We start from the raw sequence: 21,792 nt of genomic DNA on the forward strand, positions 1-21,792 counted from the left end.
CCTTAAGTAGATATCGTATTAATCCATTTAACCATACTTTATCCTGATGATGAAGAATGAAACAAGACTGTTGTTAAATTTATGAGAGCGGAAGACTAGCTTTCATATTTAATGTTCCCAAATCCATTTCTATTTAAGTCCTAAAACTAGTGCAAACAGGTTGGTAGCGGAATCAAGTCATACATAAAAGCGAGCGATGAATGACAAGTAGATAATTAGATGAAAAATCTGGAAACTTTTACTTAATAAGGTCGTATATGTACTGACGAACAGGAGGGGGAGCCGATGTTTTCAGAGATCAATGCGAGGCTATTTGAGATACAGAGTGAGCTGAGGAAGGTCACGAAATATAACATTCAGCTTGCGGATTATCAGGAAGAATTGGATAGGGTAGAGGAGCGAGTTTCAGAACTCAATACTAATTTTCAGATAGAGCAAGAAGACGTGAAGAGGCTGGAACGCTTTGGTTTGTCCTATTTATTTGCAAAATTGGCAGGTACAAAGGAAGAGAAACTAACAAAGGAAAGGCAAGAATTGATTGCGGCTGAGCACGCGTTAATGGAAGCTGAGAAAGCAAAAGAGGATATAGAGCAAGCTATCAAAATGGTGCAAGAAAAGCTCCATGCCGTGGAATCTACCAAACAGGAGTACCAACACCTCCTTAAACAAAAAGAAAAAATGATTAAAGAGAGCACATCCCCTTATGCAGCCGAGCTATTTCAATTGTCTGAAAAGGAAGGTACACTTCAAGCCAGCCTGGCCGAACTTAAAGAGGCAATAACAGCCGGAAATCGTGTCAGGGAGAATCTTGAAACGGCTTTAGAGTCCCTGGATAAGGCAGCAGCATGGGGCCAGTGGGATATGTTTGGCGGCGGTACCATTTCCGGCATGGTTAAACACCAGCATATAGCAGATGCCGAAGAGGATTTATATCAGGCCCGCAAAAGCATGCGGCTTTTTCAAAAAGAATTGCTCGATGTAAAGATCGATTTAAATCAAGATATCCATATCTCTGAGATGTTAAGGTTCGCCGATTTCTTCTTTGATGGGTTCATCGCTGACTATATGGTTCAAAATAAAATTAATGATATGATTGACCAGACTGATAGCCATTCCGATAAAGTAAGAGATGTGTTAGTAGCGCTAAACGGAAAATATGCGGAGGAAATGAAGAAGCTGGACGCAATCCATAAGGAAAAGCTGGAGATAATCGAGAAGTGTTAACTGCCATATTTAAATTCCGTTTTCCAGAGAATTCGTAATAATTTACAAAAAAAATGACATGTGTATTGGCACACGTCATTTTCCTATTAAATTTTGGCTCTCCTCGATAAAAAGATGCTGGTTTGCCGCATCTTTAATAAAATGAGGATCTGCCTGTAACAGCTGGGTGGATACCCGATTATAGATTATCGAACACTAGTATAAATAGGCGGAAGATTTCCGCTTATATAGTAAATCGTCTTAAAAATAGCCCAAATAGACGGAGAAATTCCGTCTATTGACTTTAAAAACGCTTATTAAGGGGATTGTACGTTACATAAGGGAAATATTTCTGCTTATTTCACCCGATAAAACCCTCATGCGGTAGTATAGGCGGAAAATCTCCGCTTATTTTTTATCGCTGGCTGCACAGCTATTGCATAGGAGTTCAACAAACTGATTTAAACCGCTACTTTTGGTAAAGATCCAATTTTTTAAAAGAAACGATAGGGATTGTACAAACAAAACTACTTTTACGATAATAGAAAATGGTTGGAGGTCTTCTATATATTCAGTATTCCTTCTTTTGTTAAGGGACTTGAATGTTGTTTTTTTATAACTATCACAAATAAGCTTGCTACTAAACAGAAAACTCCTGCCAGGAAGAACGCCCAAGTATATGTGTTGAAAAATTTATAGATTAGTCCCCCTCCAAACGCAGCAACTGCTGCACCTGCTTGATGGGATGCGAAAATCCAACCGTAAATTATTCCGCTTTTTCTAGTCCCAAAGATTTGTCTTGAGATACTTATGGTTGGAGGAACAGTTGCAATCCAATCTAATCCATAAAACACAGTAAAGATTATTAGCATAGTCATTGACCCTTGATTTAAGGCATAAGGAAGTAACAAAAGAGAAGCCCCTCTTAAACCGTAGTACCAGAACAATAGCCATCGATTATCAAAACGATCGGACAGCCAGCCGGATAGGGTTGTTCCTATCAGATTAAAAACTCCCATAAACGAAAGAAACGAAGCAGCTGTAACTAAAGGTATTCCAAAACTTATACAGTAAGAAACAAAATGAGTGCCAATCAAACCGCTTGTTGAAAGCCCGCAAATAAAGAAACTGCCAGCCAATAACCAAAATTCTTTTACTTTCACAGCTTCCAGTAAACCATTGAAAGCTAAAACAATAGGATTTTCCTTTTTTTCTTCAATCTGCTCTTGTATTTCTTTTTCACGTCCATATGGAAGAATGCCAACATCCTTTGGTGTGTTTTTCATAAATAAAAGGAGTATGATCAGCATGATGGAACTAAGGATTATTATTAAACCAATCGCAAAACGCCACGAATAATGATCGATTAAAGCCGCTAAGACAGGAAGTAGAATTAACTGGCCTGTTGCTGTACTCGCTGTTAATATACCTACTGCAAGACCTCTTCTTTTATCGAACCAATGATTCGCTACATATGGACTCACTACAGTTAAAAAAAGACTCGCTCCCAGTCCGATAATAACGCCCCAAATAATAATCAGCTGCCATGACTCGTTCATAATTAACGTAAGCATGAGGCCTGCCAGCAACGTTGCCATTGAAACAATCATCATTTTTTTCAGCCCCATCACTTCTAATAAGGCTGCCATGAATGGACCTGATATACCATATAAAAAAAGACTAATTGCGAAAGCAAGAGTAATAATAGGCCGCTCCCAGCCAAATTCGTTCTCAAAGGAATCTATAAAAACCCCTGATGATGATATGGCAATACCGGCAACTATAATCGATAAGAATGTAATAGAAAGAATAAACCAGCTATAATGAATACGTTTCACAGCCTCACCTGCAATCTTAAATTTTAGTAATTCTGCACTTTGATTTTTTAAAAAGAGATTCAAGAAGTAGATTAAAAATCTATCAGGAAGATGAAGTATATAAATTATCTTCCTTCATCCAGTTGTATGTATGTACATATAAAAGCAAATTTATAACATGAAACGAGTTTTTCCCTTTCAAATCCATGTATATACATATATAATGGGATGTATAACCATAAATGTCAATAAATATTTACCATTAACCTTCACGTACCGGAATGAACATTTGAAGTCTGGATGGAGTAGAAAGGAGAGTACCTTAATGAATGATACGAACTCGTTATTACACACGTGTGCTTGTGTAAGCCTTAGAAAAACAGCAAGAGTTGTTACTCAATTTTATGATAAGCTGCTGCAGCCCACTGGCTTGAAAGTGACACAATACTCTATGCTAGTAAACATTGCCCGGCATAAAGATATTTCAATAAGCTATTTAGGAGAGGTTATGCTGCTTGATCAAACTACCGTTACGCGCAATGTCAATATATTAAAAAATAGTGGCTATGTCACAATTGCGAAAAATAAACAGGATTCCAGAACAAAAACGATCTCACTAACAGATGCAGGTCATATAAAATTAAACGAAGCGACTCCAATTTGGCTGCAAATACAAGAAAAAATAGTAAATGATATCGGAACAGATAAATATAAAGTTTTGTTAGATACACTAAACTCTTTACAGAAATCAATTGGATAAAACGAAGATGAAATTTTCGAAACAGTGTTGCTGTAAGGGAAGAAATTGTTTGGTATCAAGTTAATTGCAGAGGAAGGTGAGAGACTCCTATAGCGACCGAACTTATGCCGTACCATATAGCGGGTGGGATTATCGCCGAGAAAGAACTAGCCAGTTACTTGTAGTGATTCGTCGTGGAGGGCTGTGGTAACACTTTCCTCCTATTTCCGGGAGGTATTTCCAGAAAAGCTGGAGGCGTTAAAAGTGGAAATTGATTGGGATGAAGTTAATTCAATTATTCAGAAATGGTCGGGCAAATGGGCATTTATGAAAAAACCGACTGAAATGCCTTTTGAAGATTTTGCGAAAATTAGCTTTTTAATTGATGAGATAAATTCATTTCCTGATAATCAAAAATCGGTGGTTGAATCAGGAGCTCTCTTTAGAAAACATCTTAATGAAAAATATGATAAGCTGTCCCCTAAAAGCATTTATTGGCTAGTTGATAGATTTTGCTTTTTGAATAGATAAAGACTGTAAAGAAAGCCCGCATACCAATATGCGAGCTTTCCCTTTTCAAATCATTCACGGACGCTGCGCTCCTCGTTTTGTGCTCCTTTGCACTTCCAATTCCATATTCAAGCCTTTCACTAGTGAGTAGCTCATGGCGAGCAGGATGAAGGCGAAGGGGAGGGCTGCCGCGATGGATGCTGTCTGCAATACGGTCAGCCCGCCCGCTAGCAGCAATACGGCCGCAACAGCGGATTGGATGACACCCCAGGTCATTTTTATCTTGTTTGAAGGATTAAGCGTTCCGCCTTCGCTCAGCATTCCTAGCACGAATGTAGCGGTGTCTGCGACAGTGATGTAATAAATCGCTACGACCGCAAAGCCCAATATGCTTAACAGCGAGCTTAAAGGAAAATAATCAAAGAAGATAAAAATCGACAACGATACGTTTTCAGCTATATTTTTAGCCAAATCGCGGTTCGCGGGATCCTGAACCAGTTCAAGTGCCGCGCCCCCAAAGACTGACATCCACAGGCATGTTCCAAGTGTCGGGACAACGAGTACCCCGATTACAAATTCCTTTATCGTCCGTCCTTTTGAAATCCTCGCAATGAACATGCCGACGAATGGCGCCCAGGCAATCCACCATGCCCAATAAAATAACGTCCAGGAGGCAATCCATTCTCCGCCCTCGCTAAAAGGTGTTAACCTTAGGCTCATTTTTACAAAATCATTCACATAAAGCCCCATTGTATTAAAAAATACTTTGACCACAGTCAAGGCTGGCCCGACAAAAAGAATCAGCATCATAATTGAAAAAGACAGGATGATGGCGGAGTTGGATAAATATTTTATCCCCCTCTCCAGACCAGTATTAATGGAAATAATGAAAATTACGGTTGCGACAGCAATAACGACCAGCTGGACAAACAGCGTATTGGGAATGCCAAAAATATCGTGCATCCCCGCAGTAACCTGCATCGCGCCAAGCCCCAGGGAGGTGGCGATACCAAAGACCGTTGCAAAGATGGAGAGAATGTCGATCGTTTTTCCAATTGGTCCGTGAATCTTATCCCCTAATAAGGGGTGGAACGCCGAGCTGATTGACGCAGGCAGCCGTTTGTTATATTGAAAAAAAGCAAGCGCCAGGCCAATTATCGTATAGATAGCCCATGGGTGAAGTCCCCAATGGAAAAATGTATACTTCATCGCGGTGTTTGCGGCTTCAACTGTATACGCTTCTCCGTAGGGAGGAGCTGTGTAATGGGTAATGGGTTCAGCAACACTCCAGTAGACGATTCCGATACCCATTCCTGCGCCGAACAACATCGCAAGCCACGAACCGGTACTGAAATCGGGCGTATCATTTTTCCTGCCAAGCCGGATGTTTCCATACTTTGAAAACAGCAAATAGACCGAAAAAATTACAAAGAATAGAGTGGAACCAAGATATACCCAGCCAAGGTAATCGATTGAGCCATTGTAAACGGCATTGGTGACCCTGGTTAAACTGTCTGTGAAGAAAACTCCCCATATGATGAAAATGAGGGTAAGCAATAATGAGATAAGGAAAACACTATTTCCTTTAAATTTTTCCATAAGAACCTCCTGGCAATGGTTGTTCAGTTATTGAATGGATTGTATTGAAATTCCCACTTATCCGTATCGAGTAATTCTTCATGAGGCACCTCAAAACCGCCCCCGAGATAAATGGTATGGCCCTTGATTGCAATCACCATTGCTTCAATCAAAACATCCCGATCATTCTTTTTAAAAACATCCCCAATCTGTACAGATAGGTCGCCGTAGGGATGGGTGATTTGTCCAGCAATTTCTTCAGTGTCTTCCATCACGTTCGACATGTCCTGATAATCAATCGGAGTGCTGTCAGGGGCACGGCCAGGAGCCATTAATAAATACTCGGTATGCTTGATCCCGTTCAAATCACTTGTGATAACCCCTTTATTATCAACCGTTTCCACCACTTCAATTTCATTTAACGAATAGTGGTCCAGTGTGTCAGGGGCGGGATTGTTGATTAAAATAAAATCCCCCGGTACAGGCTTTTGCTGATTCCTGAGTGTGTATACCTTATGGTCAAAAATAAAGCTGTCATTTTCTTTTGGTATGTATCTTTCAACACTGGCAGCATTCGTAATATGCTGAGACAAATCCCGCAGCTTAACAAGATGGATGGATAGTTTATACATCGGTTTTACTCCATATACCTTGTGCAACTCATTGTTATAGTATACGAATTGCCCTTTTCTTACTTGATACAGTTTCACAGCAAATCACCCTTCTTCTCGTACTACAGGCGCACAACGCCGGTTTTGTTAGCATGCCTTTTTTTAGTAAAAACATGAGGATAGAGTACTTATCAACAAACTTTGAAGAATTAGAAAAACTGAATTACATGTGTTACCCACAAAATTCCCTAAAACTTGTCCACAAAACCACAGTAAAAGTCACTTATCCACAATAAAAAAGCAATTTCCGAAAAAAAAACAGAGGACTCTTTGGCCCCCTGTTAATAAAATAATCGAATACCTTTGTCTTTTCCTATTGCTTCCAGCCACACCTTGTTCAGCTCCTGCCCCGTGTAAACCCAGTGTTGGACTTGTGCTCCTCCTTAACCAGGAAGCCTCACGTTTCCTGTCCTCTGCAATTTGTTCCACCCGATCATGATTCCTTTTGCAGCGAAGATGAATGCTTTCCAAATGGCAAAGACCAATAGCTGGCGATATATAAAACGTTGGACAACCAAATGGATAAGCGGCCTGAAGGAGATTCGTTCAAGCCTAAATGCGTAAACACTGACGAGCAGGTCTACGAGGAAGAATAACAGATAATATGTGATGATTTTTCTTGTATCTCCGAATAATCCAATAAGGAAAACGATATCGATGAGCGGTGAGAAGGCCTGAAAAACATATTGGAACCACATGTATGGCAGCCCAACGAATCCAAGCCCTTTATGTTTTCGGCTGAAAATAGCTCCCGAATGTTTCCATAAGCATTGCAATATTCCGTAGGACCATCTGAAACGCTGTTTTATCAAGCTCTTAAGAATTTCCGGTGCCTCGGTGTATGCATAAGCATTTGGCTCATAATGAATACGGTAACCAATCCGGATTAATCTAAGTGTGATATCGGTATCTTCTGCCAACGTATCATCTTCATATAAACCCGCTTCCATGATGGCGTTTTTTCGCAAGGCACCGATTGCGCCTGGAACAACAGTAACGCAATTCAATTCATGAAATGCCCTCTTCTCAAGATTAAAACCAGTAACATATTCAATATGCTGCCAAAGGGTAAGCATGTTTTGTGAATTTCCGATTCTTACATTTCCTGCTACAGCAGCCACATTCTCATCCTGGAAATGCTTGACGAGATGTGAAATAGCTTCCGGTGCGATTGAGGTATCTGCATCCATGGTAATGATAATATCCCCACGTGAAACTAAAATGCCACTATTTAGAGCTGCTGTTTTTCCTTGGTTTTCTTTAATGAACTGGCGGACGATTCGATTGCTTTTCGTAATTTTTTTAACCGCTTTGTATGTGTTATCAGTCGATCCATCATTTACGATAATCACTTCATAGTTCTTGTATTGGTTTTTTAGAATGGATTTTAATGTTGGAATGATGACTTTTTCTTCGTTATAGGCGGGGATGATTATACTGACGAAAGGTTCATATGATGGTGGAGGTTTGGGCAGGGGCTTCCTGCTGCCGTGTTTCAGACTGAAAAAGAACAAAATGATCAACCGTATGATTCCCAAGGCAATACCAAGCATGAAAAGGGCAGAGCAAAATTGTATTGTCCAGATAAACAGTATATCGGCTATTTTATAAAATAACAGAAAGGGAAAGGCCTCTTCTTCGGCTGGAGGCATAATATCCAACTTTTGCATCCCAATCAAGTCAGAAACGGTGGCAAACGTATATCCTTCATTCTTCAATACTTTTATCATTTTTGGAAGTGCTTCGACGGTAGCCGACCTGTCCCCACCGGCATCATGGAGAAGGACAACGCTGCCAGCTTCCAAATTATTGAGCATCCTGTTAACGATTTGATTACTCGAACCTGTGTCCCAATCTTTCGTGTCAATGTAGGAGCCGACCATCGTATAGCCTAATTCTTGAGCCTGTAAAAAAGGAGTTAACTCTTTGGCGGTTTCGACTAACAAGTCCGGTGTATAAGGGGGCCGGTATAGAATTGCAGAATATCCGGTAATCTGCTGGATCAGCCGCTGGGTTGAATTTATCTCAGCCTGCAGCATGTAAGGCCCATCTTTTTGGATATCCGTATGGCTAAATGTATGATTGCCTAATTCATGTCCCTCTCGGTGAATTCGTTCAAGGATATCTGGATAAAGCGCTGCCTGGCGGCCAACAACATAGAAGGAGGCGCGAACGCTTTCCTTGCTTAAAATATCGAGTATTTTCGGTGTGTAGGCCGGATCGGGACCATCGTCGAAGGATAGGACAATGACTTTTCCTTGTTGTTCACCGTACCGTTCAATGTAGTAGGGAAGAGGATAGGCTGTGTACGATTCACTGGTAATGAAGCCATTCGAGTCGAGTTGAATGGTTCTGCTTCCCTCCTGAGATTTTGAAGATAGGCGAATGATTTCCCCGCCTCCTATACTGATGATGGGGATAGGGTTTTCCATTTTCTTTAATTTTTTAGTGTTGGCTTCCATTCGGGATGTGTCGCTCAAATACTTCCATAGACCAGGGTCTTCATATCCCAGTTGCTCAATGCCAACACCTTTCACACCATGCGCTAACCCAAGCCTAATCTGATTATATGAAGTGGCAGCATCAAGAAACCAGATTAAATGAGGCACGCCGTTTTTTGTAAACCGTATATACGGATTGTTGCTTTGAGGATCCCATTGAACTGTTAGGCTTGAAAGCGAAGCGGCCTTCATTACTTCATGAAACATTAGGCAATTGACCATTTCTTGTTTGTCCATATCCCATTCGTAACCCTCATTGCTTAGCGAAATAATCATTTTTTCGGGAGGGATTGGCAGCTCTTTCAATGTTTCCTGGAACCAATCGATAGAGGCGACTGGCCCGGGACGCTCCATTTCGGGCAACTCTTTGAAAAATTTAACAATTACCCGATCCGAAACCGCAGCTATTTTTTTATAATCATAGGCTTGGTGGTCGGGGGAAACAGTTACCGTTACCTTAAGGCCGTCAGCATGAAAAAGTTTATATATTTCGGAGACAAAAGCGGTAAAGTGTTCCCGGTTTTCGGTGCGGACTTGCTTTATATCAATATTAATACCGGCAAACTGATCCTTTTTGACCGCCTTATGCAGGGAGGTGATTAACGCATGCCGGGATTCAGCCGATTTGAGAAGTTTCTGGAAACCTGCCTCACTAGTACCCTTTTGCAAAGAGAAGCGGGGCATGATCCTGACGCCATTTTTCTCTGCCAGCTTTATAATATCTTTTTCCTTATTCGTTTGAAGTTGATGGTTGGAATCAAGCCAGTACCAATTTGGAACCAGAACACCGAGAGCCTTGATATTTTTTGTTACGGTTTTCTTGCTAATAACATCATTAGCCAGGTAAAAACCATATAGTTCACCCTTCTGAATCTTAAATGGTTTTTGAAGGCTGACGCCAAGCCTGGCAGGTTTCCCTGGTTTATTTAAAGGCTCATTGATTGCCTGAATTACCTCTTTTTCTCCAAAGGTAACCTGGGGAAGAACAGGATTCTGGAATAGGCTGAAACCAATGATCGACAGAAGGATAGATAAGAAAATAAATACGGAAAGCAAGATAATCATTAATCTGTTCCAGCGCTTGCCGGAATAATCCTGAAACACGAACCTCCTGTAGTTCTCTGACATCTGGTTCCCCCTTTCATTGATGTTCTCACAAGGTGGTAAAGGGATTAGTTATAAAAAGGATATAATTTTTGTACATAATCTAAATTTTGGCGCACGTAATATATGTATGCTTCAAGACTTTAGTTCATTAATTAAAGAGTCTTTTACTTGGGAAATTTTTAAAATGAGGATTGGGGGATGCTTCGGGACAGAGTCCTCATAACTCTTCGCAAAAGCGGTAATAAATATATGCCTTTATCGGAAAAATACACTAAGGACTGTGGAAAAGGGGTTTTCGATTTGGAACTGATCAGCGTTGGATTTACTGGCCCTCCAACCTATTATCCGATACCGGAGATTTATCAGGAACTCGGACTGCCTGATTTGACCTCCTATGTTGAACAGCATTTTGAATTCGCCCTAGCGATTGGAAAAAAGGAAAGAAATGGGTCGGGAATCATTCGATTTTATAAAGACCAGCCAGACTATCAAATCATTATTTCCGACCCAATACCAGGGATAGGCCCAGCAAAACAAACCCAATTGAAGGAGCTGCTTCTAAATGAACTCAAGCCAGGATTCAACCTAAATATATTGGAATTTGAACCTGGGGAGAATGTCATTTATGTGGATTTCAGTAGGAAAAAGTAGAAGGAGATAGTTGTTAGAGTAGTGGGCTTAATACTTTTTTGCTAACCGGGTCGATTTACTAGTAACTTTCCACTAGCAATACTCGGAGACTTACTAGGTAAATCGTAAAAAAGCTAGTAGTACTCGCAGACTAACCAGGTAATCCGCAGGGAAATACTGGAGAATCGGGAGTTTTGAGCATTATAGGGGAATGGAGGAGGTTTTAATTGTTCTTTTAATAGAACGATTTTCTGGTTTATCGGTCTAAAAGAAAATTTATCGGTCCAGGAAGTATTTTATCGGTCAAACCACCGCCTCTGCCGCCGCCACACAATTAAAAAGCACCGCTAGCAAGCACGGTGCCTCAAAAATTTAAATAACAATTAAAGATGGTAACCGCCTGGATTGGGAACTGGTTCGAGTTTTACATTGTCAGCCGGAACAGGTTGGAATGTTCCATTTGAAACCATTTGACTATTGGTGACAACCTGCTTTTCAGAATCTTTCTTTCTGTTTTTCGAAACGGCCCATATCGAAGCACCAACCCCGGCAGCGGCGAGTACGGTGATGAGCGGGCGTTTGGTGGCCTTGACATACCAGCTTCTCTTCCGTACCCGGCCCGAGTTTGTCCCTCTTTCATGCATTCCGTAACCCGGCTCGTATAGCGCGCTTTCCTCCCTGGACTTAGATGGCCTGTCGTCATGTTGGGTGCGGAACATCGTCAATTCCATCCATTTGTCCATCACACGGGGAGCGAATCTGCCTAGTGTTGCAATCATTTTCGCCTGAGATCCGACGTACATATCCCGCTTTGGATGGGCCGCCGCAAAGAGAACCGCTTCAGCGACTGCCTCAGGTGCATATATCATGCCTACATGCGAAGGTTGTTTTTCCAGATAGCTCATCGCGTGCTCGTTGTAAGGCGTATCTATTCTGCCAGGATGAATTAAGGTTATCGATACAGGCGCATTTTCTTTTTCCAGCTCCATCCTCAGGTTTTCCGTCCAGCTGTGCAAAGCGAATTTGGCAGCAGAATAAGTTGATTGCACAACCGTGCCTCTGTCACCGAACAGGCTGCCAACATTAATAAGCGCCCCCGGGGTACGTCGCTGTGTAAAATGCTCGACCGCAATTTTTGAGCCGTACACTGTCCCCCAGAAATTTGTATCAAACATACGCTTCATATCGTCAGTCTTCACATCGGTTGTTTTTCCAAAAATAGAAACCCCGGCGTTATTTACCCACGTATCAAAGCCGCCAAATGTATCGATGGCTGTTTTGGCGATTCTTTTCACTTCTTCCTCTTTGCCAACATCGGCAACACAATAGGCGGACATACAGCCTTGGGCATTCAATTCACTGACCAGCTGCAAAAGAGCCTGCTCATTTCTTGAGGCAGCAACAACCTTTGCCCCTTGTTTAGCGGCCATCCGCGCCGTAACAAGCCCGATGCCGCTTGATGCGCCAGTTATGACGATAACCTGATCTTTAAGTTTCTTCAGTTTCAGTTTGCTAAATTTCTTGCTCGTAGGGCGCTCAATCGACATATCGGCTGAAGGCAGCTTTTTTAGACCTTTTAATGATCTTGATTCCATTGCATTCCCTCCTCAGTCTTCGGTGTACCTTTAACACTTACCCGGCAGATTGACGCACTAACCATGTATGCTATAACAGCTATTCACTATAAGATACGAAAAAGTTAACCAACAAAGGGAAAGAGGCTCCCTTTTTATTCGGAGATCAATTTAACTTTACTTATAACAAATAACCCTTGTATCAAAATTTATCGCCTTTATTCACAATTCTTCCACCACCCCACATTCAAATAGGAGAGAGTTGATCGGTCGAAAAAGTCGAACTATTCAAAGTTTATCCCCATAAATCACCGATTTTGTCCACATAACCACAGAAAAAACTACTTATCCACAATGGAAATCAAATTTTTCAGAAAGTGGAGGCAAAGTTATGCACAGGGAATCCTCCAGCGGGTAAAACTTGCCCGCGCAGTTTGGAATATATGAACAAAAGGGAAGCTCCCAGTTTTGCGGAAGCTTCCCTTTGTCATGATATCTGATTGGACTGTTGGGATCGTGTTTCCCACGCCTCCATCAACTGTTTATGAAACTCCTTCGGCTGTGAAATCCATGTCCATTGAATAGAATGGTCGGGAGATGGCAGCTTTTTGCCATGCCTTAATCGAATGGTTTCATGTTGGTAATAGTGCGTATAGATGACTGTGGAACGATAGCCGTCCCCCGAACGCCGCAACTGGATATCCTCGATTTCATCCCAAAGAATTTTATTTCCATTGTAATCAACAACCACGCCTTCATCATCCCAAAAGAAACCAGGCCCGTTGATTCGTTTTCGAAGCAAGAATAGGCCGATGCCCAGGAAGAAAAGGCCCATTACCACTAAAGCCGCAAAACTGGATAGATTGGAGCGCAGTCCCTTCAGATCGAGTAGAGGCAGCAGCAAAATTCCTACCCCAATTAGAATGAGTACGATAATTTTAGATAGGGCTGTTTTATACGGCTTCATTGCTTCATCTCCATTTAAAAAGGTTCATATCAGGCACCCAAATGTCACTGGTTGGGCGTCTATTTGGAATCCACTTCGCCGTCTATTTGGCATCCGTTCGCCAGACGAAATCTTAAACCTTGTATTTCCTCCATACTTCCAGAAACGATGCGCTTTCCTCATTCGGTTGTTCAATTACATCAGGAGTCGGCCCGGTCTGCTTGATTTCTCCGTTTACCATAATGGCAAGCCTGGATGTCAGGAATTTCACTTCCATAAGGTCGTGGCTGACATACATCGCTGTCGTTCCGGAGTCCGCAAAGATTTCACGGAAATCCTCCATCAGCTTGATTTTTGTCGGAAAGTCGAGCGCAGAGAATGGCTCGTCCAAAAACAAAATTTCCGGCTCGATAATCATCGCACGCGCAATCGATACACGCTGTGCTTCGCCGCCAGACAGGAACCGGGCATTTTTTCGGGCCAGGTGGCTGATCTGGAAACGGTCCATCCATACTTCAACGCGCTCGCTAATTTCACGGCGGTCAAGCTTTCTAAGCTTTAGCCCAACTGCAATATTTTGAAAAACAGTCGTGTCCAAAAGCAGGGGCTGCTGGAGGGCGATTGAAAATTTCCGCCTTAAATCAAGCGGTGCGCCACTGGAGGGGACAGCCCCGCCGCGGTAAAAAATCGTCCCGGATGCAGGCGCTTCAAGGAAGGAGGCGATTTTCAAAAACGTACTCTTGCCGGCACCATTCGGTCCCATGACACCTAGAAAATCCCCGCTGTAAATCGTAAACTCGGGAATATTCAACACCTTTCTTTGGCCAAAATACTGTTCAATATTATGGAATTGCAAGTATGGAATCATAGCGGACGCTTCCTTTGCTGCAGGGTTGTCAGGAAAAACGTAATCAAGAATGCGAGCGTCATGAGAATGAATGACAAGGCGATGGCGACATCGAAGTTCCCTTTGCCGACCTCCATCACGATAGTGGTTGTCAGAATCCGGGTGTCACCCTTAATATTGCCTCCGACCATCATCGCCGCGCCGACTTCGGAAATGACGCGCCCAAAGCCCGCCATGACAGCGGCCAGGATGGCGATGCGGGTTTCTTTTATCAGCAGCCAGAGTGATTGCATCCTTGTTGCGCCAAGTGCTTTGATTTGTAAAATAAGCTTCGGGTCAAGCCCCTGGAATGCAGATGCCGTAAGTCCGGTCACAATCGGCAGCGAAACGAGGATTTGTGCCAAGACGATTGCAGTCGGCGAATAGAGCAGTGACAAGTCTCCGAGCGGGCCCGAGCGCCATAGGAGCATCGTAATCGTCAAACCGGCAACGACGGGTGGTATCCCCATCCCGATGTTGATGAAAACCATGACAATGCGCCGTCCCCGGAATTGATTGAGCCCAATCAGCATCCCGAGCGGAATCCCGACCAGCGTACTGAATAGAATTGCCCGGAAGCAGACCTTCAGCGTCAACAGCGTAATCCCGACTATTTCACTGTCTCCCGACAAAAGCATCTCAATCGCTTTCTGAAAACCATCAACAATCAAATCCATCGCAGCCAGGCCTTTCTGGGTAATTTGGTTAATTAGGGACGGTTCTTATCACGTTTTGGTGAACCGTCGTTCGTGTTGTCAAGACCTTGGACAGATTGGTGTATCAGTTTGTCCATAAGGAAGGAGAATTGGAGTCTAAAACAACCTATAATAGATACGTTCTCAAATACTATTAAACTATAAAAAAATACTTAAAGGAAGTTACCCCTTGAATTTCAGGGAGACTAAGGGAAGCCCCGTAAATATAGGGATACCCCCGTTCTTGGCGAAAACGAGGGCTAGTTAACGGAAAGGATCTTTATATAGAAACAGAATAGGGGTTTATTCTGGTCTACATTCATTTAATAAAGGTTAGAGCCCACGATCTTGGTTTGGCAGACTGGAATCATCTCTGCCCCCTGGGAGAGAATGGGAACTTCCAGAACATGCATTTTTCTAGACAAAACCTAGGCCTGTGAAAGCAGAAACTTCGAGTAAATCGCTTTTTCTAGACAAAACCTAGCCTTGCGAGAGCAGAAACTTCGAGTAAACCGCTTTTTCTAGACAAAACTCTATCTCGGTAGATCAGAAACTTCTAGAAAGCCCCTTTTTATGGAAGTTACCTACTCCATAAGCAGGAATTTCGTTTCTTCCCAGTCTTCTTATTCGGTGTACTTGAAGAATAGGGATTGGCCGTATTCTTCTTTGCCGAATTCTTCTATTGTGTTTTGGGTCTCGTCGGCAATCATGAATTCGACGAATTGCTTGGCGCCTTCAGAGTTGATTTTGTTATTCTTTTCAGGATTGACTTGCATGACGTGGTAAATGTTTTGTAAGTCCTTGTCGCCTTCAACAATGATGGCAACATCCTTCAGATTCTTTTCCTGCGCCAGGAATGTAGCGCGGTCAGTCAGGGTGTAGCCTTGTTTTTCAGATGCGATTTGCAAGGTAGGTCCCATGCCCTGGCCAGTCGAGACGTAGTTGTCGCCAGCAGGTGTGATGCCAAGACTACCCCAGATGCCAAGCTCTTTTTTATGTGTGCCGGAGTCATCTCCGCGCGATACGAAAATCGCTTTTGAATCAAACAGCTTTTTGAATGCATCAGCAGTTGGCAGGCCTTTTACACCAGCAGGATCGCTCTTCGGGCCGACCACGATGAAGTCGTTGTACATAACACGCTTGTAGTTGGTAACATCGCCAGCATCAACGAGTTCTTGCTCGGAAGCAGGGGCGTGTGTCAAAAGCACATCAGCCTCGCCTTGTTTGCCCATTTCAAGCGCATGGCCAGTTCCGACAGCAATTGTTTTTACCTTTGCATTATACTTTTCTTCAAAAATCGGCAGCAGCTCGTCAAGAAGCCCGCTGTCCTGGGTGCTGGTTGTTGTAGCGAGAATAAGCTCCTTGGGCTCGTCCTTGTTGGCACCTGCTGTTTTATCCGAACTGCCGCATGCGGCTAGGAAGAGAAGAAAGAGCGCCATGATGATGTGTAAATAACGATTTTTAAGCATTTATTGATTCCTCCTGGTGTTTCGTTTGGAATACAATGCTGCCGAGTTCTTCGATGTAATAGCCCTCCAGATTGGAAAGGCTGTTTTTAAATTCTTCGCTTTGTAAAAAAGCAACGAGTTTCGTAAGCGTTTCGCGGTTTTCTCCGGTCCACCGGAATACAAGGTCGAACTGCTCCTTGGCAACCGGGATAAAGTCAAGGCCAAGGTGGCTTGCGGCCGAGCGGATTCCAAACACCACATCGGCAGAACCACGGGCAATATGGGAGGCAGTCGACAGGTGCGTCCATTCCTCCGTATCGTAGCCGTTGATGTCCGACGGACTGATTCCTGCCGCCATCAGCTTTGAATCGAGCAGAAACCGTGTGCCTGAGCCTTTTTGCCGATTGATGAACTTGATATCCTTGCGGGTCAGATCTTTAAAATCATGAATCTCTTTCGGATTTCCTTTTGCAACGATAAAGCCCTGTTCCCGCGCCGCAAAGCGCATGACGCTGATCGTTTCATAGACGAACAGCTGGTGTATGAACGGCAGGTTATACTCGTGGGACATCGGGTCGAGCAAGTGCATTGCGGCAATGTCTGCCTGGCCGCGGTACAGCATCATCAGGCCCTCAAGGCTGCCGATATAGGTAGGCTGGACCTGGACGCGGAGCGTAGTTGATGCTTCTTTGACCAGATGCTCTACGAGAAAGTCATGGCTTCCGGCAAGCCGAGTCTGGATGTGCTGAGTTACGGCTGGCTGGGCCGTTTCCTGGACTGGCTTTCGGGCTGGCGCCTTCATACTTTCCTTATACCGCTCCATCTCTTCATGTTCAATCCGCATTTTATTACCGATCTTAAACGCCTGCAGTTCGCCGCGCTTGATGAGCTCGTACACAGTGTGCTTCGATATTTGAAAAATTTGAGCCACTTCATCCGGCGTATACGCTTTTATCTCCACGGAAGAAGCCTCCTTTAATAGATAAGTTTTTTGTTCATAACATTTGGCCGTTTAATATGATAGTTTCATAGTAAACGATTTCAAAATAAAGCGGAAGTGAGTTTTGTTACATTTTGTTGACTTTTATTTAGTTTCGTTAAGTTTTGTTTGGTTTTGTTGGGTTTCTTTTGACTAATTTTCCGTGGTTATGGAGCACGTTCCCGAGGTAAATTTGTGGCGTTCGCATCGGGATAACGAGGGGAGACTAGAGGGCGTCGACCCCTTTTTCCAAAAAGGGCCTTCACACAATGTCCACAAACGTCACGGTTTGTTCAATGCTACACAGATGGTTTTTACTTTAAAATGGAAGGTAGTATGAAAAATCGTTTATAGAGGAAGGGATGTTTTTATGGCAAAGCTTCTTTATGTTACTGCGACCCCGAAACCGGACAGCAAGTTTTCGAAAGGGATGCAGCTTGGGGATGCCTTTATTGAGGCGTTCAAGCAGGAGCAGCCTGATGTGGAAGTCACTCATATGCACCTTTATGATATGGATATTCCGGTTATTGATATGGATATGCTTTATGCCCGCGCGAAGTTGAGCTTTATGGGCAAGCAATTTGAGGATCTTTCGGCGGGCGAGCAGAAGCAGATTTCTGAGATGCATGCTCTGGCTGACCGGTTTATCGACCATGATTACTATGTATTTGTTTCGCCGATCTGGAATCTTGGTTCGCCTGCGATTCTGAAGTCGTTTATGGATAACCTGTTCATTGCTGGAAAGACGTTCGATCCGGATCCTGGCAATCGTCATGGGCTGTTGACTGGCCGGAAAGCGATCCACCTGCAGACCCGCGGCGGCATTTATTCTGAAGGCCCTCTGAAGGACTTTAATTTCGGCGACCAGTATTTGACTACCGCACTTGGATTTCTTGGGATGGAAGTGCTGCCGACTGTCTATGCAGAAGGTGTCGACCACTTCCCGAAAGAAGTGCCAGCGATTATGGCAGCGGCAAAGGATAAGGCTGCAGCAGCGGCGCGTGAGATGGCTCGCAGCAAGGTCACAGCTGAATAATTTATAGAATACACTCATGCAAAAAGGCTCCCTCTGGCAGATTCCATAGGGAGTTTTTTTGGTAGGAAGAAGGGGTTTGGTTATGGAGAGAATTATGAAATTCTTTATGCCTCTTGGGATGGTTGGCGTGGTCTTTTATTTGCTGCACACCATTTTGGGGAACCTCTTGTGGCCGGAGTATAACCCGATTACGACGGATATAAGTACACTTACTGCGGACGGGGCACCCAATGCGGAGCTGCTTAGTGGATTTGGGATGGTGTATGGCATTTGCATGATTTTAATGGTGAGTGCGCTGGTTTTTAAAGCATTTCGGGAATACCATAGCTTTTTAAAAGCTGGCTCTGTCATTTTGCTGATTATGCAAGTTGCTTCGTTTATCGGGTATCAGTTGTTTCCGTTAACAGGCGACAAAACTGAAATGAGTTTTCAAAATGCCATGCATTTGGTTGTTACCCTTATGGTCGTTTTCACTATAATAGCTGCTTCGTTTTTGCTGGCATTGGGGTTTTTGAAGCAGGAAAGGATGTTCCGGTTGGGGAAAATCAGCCTTGCTTTTGCGACTTTGATTACGTTGTTTGGGGTTTTGAACCCGATTTCAATGAATCTAGGACTGAATATTCTCGGTTTGACGGAGCGATTGGTCATCTATACAATCCAGGCATTTATTTTTTTCTTGTCTTTTTACTATACTTTTCTTGAAAAAAAGGCGGTTCAGGAGTAATTTCCTGAGCCGCGTTTTTGTGTTAAAACTTCCCTGTGAACTGGAATGCGAGAACCACTGCGCCAAGTATCCACACATAGATTGCGAATGGCTTTAGGGAGTGGTTTTTTAGGTAGCCGATCATCCATTTCACGGCGATATAGCCGAAAATCGCGGATGAAATGATGCCAACGATTAGCGCTGACAATGAAATTTGTTCGCCGCCTCCTTCCATCAAGTCAAGCGACTGCAGCAATACAGCGCCCACGATTGCTGGTGTTGAAAGCAGGAAGGAGAAGTAGGCTGCCGTTTCGCGGTCGAGCTTTCGCCAGAGCGCGGCGACAATCGTGAATCCGGAACGGGAAATGGCCGGCATGATCGCCGCAGCCTGGAAAAGTCCGATAATGAATGAATCCTTGTAGGAGATGTCCTCCATTTTCTTGTGGCCGTTTTTGATTGAATCGGCCATCCACAAAAATACACCGGTAATCAGGAATTCCCAGCCTATCGTCGAGCCGGTCTTGGAGATCTCGTCAATATAGTCCTCCAGTGTCAAACCCACTACCACAGCAGGAATGGTTCCAATCACAAGCAGCCAGGTCAGCTTGCCAAACGGATTTTTGAGGATTTTTAAAAACTCATGCCGGTAGAATACGAAAACGGCGGCCAGGGTCCCAACGTGCAGCATCGTGTCGAGCAGCAGGCCCGCTTCCTGCAGCCCGAATAAGTTACGGCCCAGATACAGGTGACCGGTCGAGCTGATGGGCAGGAACTCGGTCAAGCCTTGAATCAACCCAAGGATAAACGCTTCAATTTTTGATAGCATAACGTACCTCCAAGTAGTAATGTTCGAAAAGTAGTCTTTAATGATAGACGCTTGGGGCGAGACATGCCCCTACATATGTATGTTAAAAAAACTATAAATAGTTCGGGTGAATAGCATTTTGGTGGAAACACTAACAGTGAATTTCCAATACGCACCATTTTATTGTAGTGGTCGGGATTTCAAAGCGTCAAGGATAAATATTGGCAAATCGAGGGTAAAATGAAATTTCATCAGGGGTGGGCTTCTCTAATGGCTGAAGAATGGATGTCGCGTGAACTTTGAATACAAGGAATTTCATTTTTCATAAGTGTTGCTGGATGACGGTTAAACATACCAATCCTTCCTCAGAAAACCAGCCAATTTTAACCAAACCAATGCAAATAATTGAGAATCCCCCCAGAAAAAAATATAATGAACTATTGTAGTCCGCCAACAAACAACCACATCTCATTGGTCACCGTCCATCCGGTGTCCGTGTGTGGAGGACAAAAAGGGCGGTTTGTCCATTTGAGGGGTCTGACCCCTGTTTTTAAAGGAGATTTCTACGAATGAAGCAGCCTTCTAAAATTGATTATAGTCTTGTGTTGATTTTGTTTTTGTTGTTTTTGGCTAGTTGTGTGGCGATTTATAGTGCGCAGACGAGTTCGGGGCAGTATGGGGGCAATTTTCTTGTTAAGCAGATTGTCTGGTATGCGGTGGGCTGCGGGATTATCGCAGCTGTGATTACGCTTGATTCCGATCAGCTTAAGAGAGTGACCTGGTACGCATACGGCTTTGGCCTCGTCCTGCTGATTGCGGTCATTATTGCACCTGAATCAATCGCACCGCGTATAAATGGCGCGAAATCATGGTTCCGCGCACCTGGGATTGGCTCGCTCCAGCCGTCGGAGTTCGTTAAGGTATTTCTTATTCTAGCGCTGTCCCGTGTCATTTGGGACCATCATCAGAATAACCCGATAAAGTCACTTGGTACCGACTTTATGCTTCTTTTAAAGATTGGCGCAGTGACATTCGTGCCATTACTTCTCGTCATGCAGCAGCCTGACCTTGGTACCTCGCTTGTGTTCCTGGCAATCATGGTTGGAATGATTTTTATCGCTGGCATCACTTGGAAGCTGCTTGTCCCAATTTTCGGGGGAGGAGCACTCCTAGCAGGAGGAATCCTGTCGCTTGTCATTTGGAAGCCCGAACTGCTTGAAAAATATCTTGGCGTCCAGCAATACCAGTTTGGCCGGATATACTCGTGGCTTGACCCGTTTAACTACCAGAGTACAATTGGCTACCAGCTGACACAGTCACTGCTTGCAATCGGATCCGGACAAACGGAAGGGAAGGGGATTGGCAAACTTGAGGTGTATATGCCCGAAAGCCATACTGATTTCATTTTTTCCGTCATCGGTGAGCAATTCGGGTTTATCGGCGCAAGTGTCTTGATCAGCTTGTTCTTTATGCTCATCTACCATATTACAAAGGTAGGAATGGAAACAAAAAACAATTATTATACGTACATTTGTGTCGGTGTTATCTCGATGATCACCTTCCACGTTTTCCAGAACATTGGCATGACCATAGGGCTTTTGCCTATAACCGGTATTCCGCTCCCGTTCGTCTCATACGGAGGAAGCTCTCTCATGGGTAACATGCTGGCCATTGCTCTTATTTTCTCAATCCGTTACCACTATAAACGCTATATGTTCTCAACATCAGAATAACGATGTTCAATAAACCGAATAAAGGTTTACTTGTAAATTGAAAAGGGTGCCCCCGCAAGGAGGCACCCTTTTCGCTTTTATTGGCAACACGTGTAACCTAACTTACATTTAATGCTGTTATAGAAGGGAAGAGGATTGTCCACCCGGAGAGGACAAAGTACGCCAAATGTCCACGAGAGGGGTCTGACCCCAGCTACCCCTACTACCCCTACTACCCCTACTACCCCTACT

Annotated in this window: 18 protein-coding genes; 7 read left to right on the forward strand and 11 right to left on the reverse strand. The window is 43.6% G+C overall.

Going from position 1 to position 21,792, the window contains the following annotated elements:
- Positions 1 to 285 precede the first annotated feature (285 nt).
- On the forward strand, positions 286 to 1,224 hold the full coding sequence (locus TY16_RS08875; protein WP_043931501.1) for a hypothetical protein: 939 nt from the start codon (positions 286 to 288) through the stop codon (positions 1,222 to 1,224).
- 542 nt (positions 1,225 to 1,766) lie between these two features.
- On the opposite strand, the gene TY16_RS08880 is transcribed toward TY16_RS08875, so the two are convergent.
- Positions 1,767 to 3,041, reverse strand: coding sequence for an MFS transporter (locus tag TY16_RS08880; protein WP_043931502.1), 1,275 nt, complete (start codon positions 3,039 to 3,041; stop codon positions 1,767 to 1,769).
- A 304-nt stretch (positions 3,042 to 3,345) separates the two neighbouring features.
- On the opposite strand from TY16_RS08880, the gene TY16_RS08885 reads away from it, so the two are divergent.
- Both TY16_RS08885 and TY16_RS08890 read left to right on the forward strand, forming a co-directional pair.
- Entirely contained in the window at positions 3,346 to 3,780 is a 435-nt protein-coding gene (locus tag TY16_RS08885) for a MarR family winged helix-turn-helix transcriptional regulator (protein ID WP_043931504.1), read from the forward strand.
- A gap of 243 nt (positions 3,781 to 4,023) precedes the next feature.
- The gene (locus TY16_RS08890; protein WP_155922193.1) at positions 4,024 to 4,290 is read left to right on the forward strand and encodes a hypothetical protein; all 267 of its coding nucleotides are present in this window, start codon (positions 4,024 to 4,026) and stop codon (positions 4,288 to 4,290) included.
- A gap of 54 nt (positions 4,291 to 4,344) precedes the next feature.
- Here the strand turns inward: TY16_RS08890 and TY16_RS08895 are convergent, their stop codons facing one another.
- From TY16_RS08895 to TY16_RS08905, 3 genes are all read right to left on the reverse strand, one after another.
- The gene (locus TY16_RS08895) at positions 4,345 to 5,868 is read right to left on the reverse strand and encodes a glycine betaine uptake BCCT transporter (protein WP_043931507.1); all 1,524 of its coding nucleotides are present in this window, start codon (positions 5,866 to 5,868) and stop codon (positions 4,345 to 4,347) included.
- 23 nt (positions 5,869 to 5,891) lie between these two features.
- Complete coding sequence (locus TY16_RS08900) at positions 5,892 to 6,557, reverse strand: hypothetical protein (protein ID WP_043931508.1); 666 nt, start codon at positions 6,555 to 6,557, stop codon at positions 5,892 to 5,894.
- 344 nt (positions 6,558 to 6,901) lie between these two features.
- The gene (locus TY16_RS08905; RefSeq protein ID WP_043931509.1) at positions 6,902 to 10,147 is read right to left on the reverse strand and encodes a glycosyltransferase; all 3,246 of its coding nucleotides are present in this window, start codon (positions 10,145 to 10,147) and stop codon (positions 6,902 to 6,904) included.
- Between the two features lie 279 nt (positions 10,148 to 10,426).
- On the opposite strand from TY16_RS08905, the gene TY16_RS08910 reads away from it, so the two are divergent.
- A complete protein-coding gene (locus TY16_RS08910; RefSeq protein ID WP_155922194.1) occupies positions 10,427 to 10,777 on the forward strand; it encodes a hypothetical protein in 351 nt (116 codons plus the stop codon).
- Positions 10,778 to 11,139: 362 nt separating this feature from the next.
- On the opposite strand, the gene TY16_RS08915 is transcribed toward TY16_RS08910, so the two are convergent.
- The 6 genes from TY16_RS08915 to TY16_RS08940 form a co-directional block, all read right to left on the reverse strand.
- Positions 11,140 to 12,303 (reverse strand): SDR family oxidoreductase, encoded by a 1,164-nt coding sequence (locus TY16_RS08915; protein ID WP_155922332.1) that lies wholly within the window; start codon positions 12,301 to 12,303, stop codon positions 11,140 to 11,142.
- 514 nt (positions 12,304 to 12,817) lie between these two features.
- Entirely contained in the window at positions 12,818 to 13,297 is a 480-nt protein-coding gene (locus tag TY16_RS25155) for a hypothetical protein (RefSeq protein ID WP_052342658.1), read from the reverse strand.
- 112 nt (positions 13,298 to 13,409) lie between these two features.
- Entirely contained in the window at positions 13,410 to 14,144 is a 735-nt protein-coding gene (locus TY16_RS08925) for an ABC transporter ATP-binding protein (RefSeq protein WP_043931511.1), read from the reverse strand.
- Entirely contained in the window at positions 14,141 to 14,839 is a 699-nt protein-coding gene (locus TY16_RS08930; RefSeq protein WP_043931512.1) for an ABC transporter permease, read from the reverse strand. The genes TY16_RS08925 and TY16_RS08930 overlap by 4 nt, the downstream gene beginning before the upstream one ends.
- Before the next feature lie 641 nt (positions 14,840 to 15,480).
- Positions 15,481 to 16,326: a substrate-binding domain-containing protein gene (locus tag TY16_RS08935; RefSeq protein ID WP_043931513.1), complete on the reverse strand. Its 846-nt coding sequence runs from the start codon at positions 16,324 to 16,326 to the stop codon at positions 15,481 to 15,483.
- Positions 16,319 to 17,266 carry a substrate-binding domain-containing protein gene (locus tag TY16_RS08940; protein WP_043931515.1) on the reverse strand — a complete coding sequence of 316 codons (948 nt, stop codon included), beginning with the start codon at positions 17,264 to 17,266 and terminating at the stop codon, positions 16,319 to 16,321. The genes TY16_RS08935 and TY16_RS08940 overlap by 8 nt, the downstream gene beginning before the upstream one ends.
- A 388-nt stretch (positions 17,267 to 17,654) precedes the next feature.
- Between TY16_RS08940 and TY16_RS08945 the strand changes: the two genes are divergently transcribed.
- On the forward strand, positions 17,655 to 18,320 hold the full coding sequence (locus TY16_RS08945; RefSeq protein WP_043931516.1) for an FMN-dependent NADH-azoreductase: 666 nt from the start codon (positions 17,655 to 17,657) through the stop codon (positions 18,318 to 18,320).
- Positions 18,321 to 18,402: 82 nt separating this feature from the next.
- A complete protein-coding gene (locus TY16_RS08950; RefSeq protein WP_197028375.1) occupies positions 18,403 to 19,044 on the forward strand; it encodes a DUF998 domain-containing protein in 642 nt (213 codons plus the stop codon).
- Positions 19,045 to 19,066: 22 nt separating this feature from the next.
- On the opposite strand, the gene TY16_RS08955 is transcribed toward TY16_RS08950, so the two are convergent.
- Positions 19,067 to 19,849 carry an undecaprenyl-diphosphate phosphatase gene (locus TY16_RS08955; RefSeq protein ID WP_043931518.1) on the reverse strand — a complete coding sequence of 261 codons (783 nt, stop codon included), beginning with the start codon at positions 19,847 to 19,849 and terminating at the stop codon, positions 19,067 to 19,069.
- Between the two features lie 548 nt (positions 19,850 to 20,397).
- Between TY16_RS08955 and TY16_RS08960 the strand changes: the two genes are divergently transcribed.
- Entirely contained in the window at positions 20,398 to 21,561 is a 1,164-nt protein-coding gene (locus tag TY16_RS08960; protein ID WP_043931520.1) for an FtsW/RodA/SpoVE family cell cycle protein, read from the forward strand.
- Positions 21,562 to 21,792: the final 231 nt, after the last annotated feature.

The organism is Bacillus sp. EB01 (assembly GCF_000613125.1).
Lineage (GTDB): Bacteria > Bacillota > Bacilli > Bacillales > Cytobacillaceae > Bacillus_D.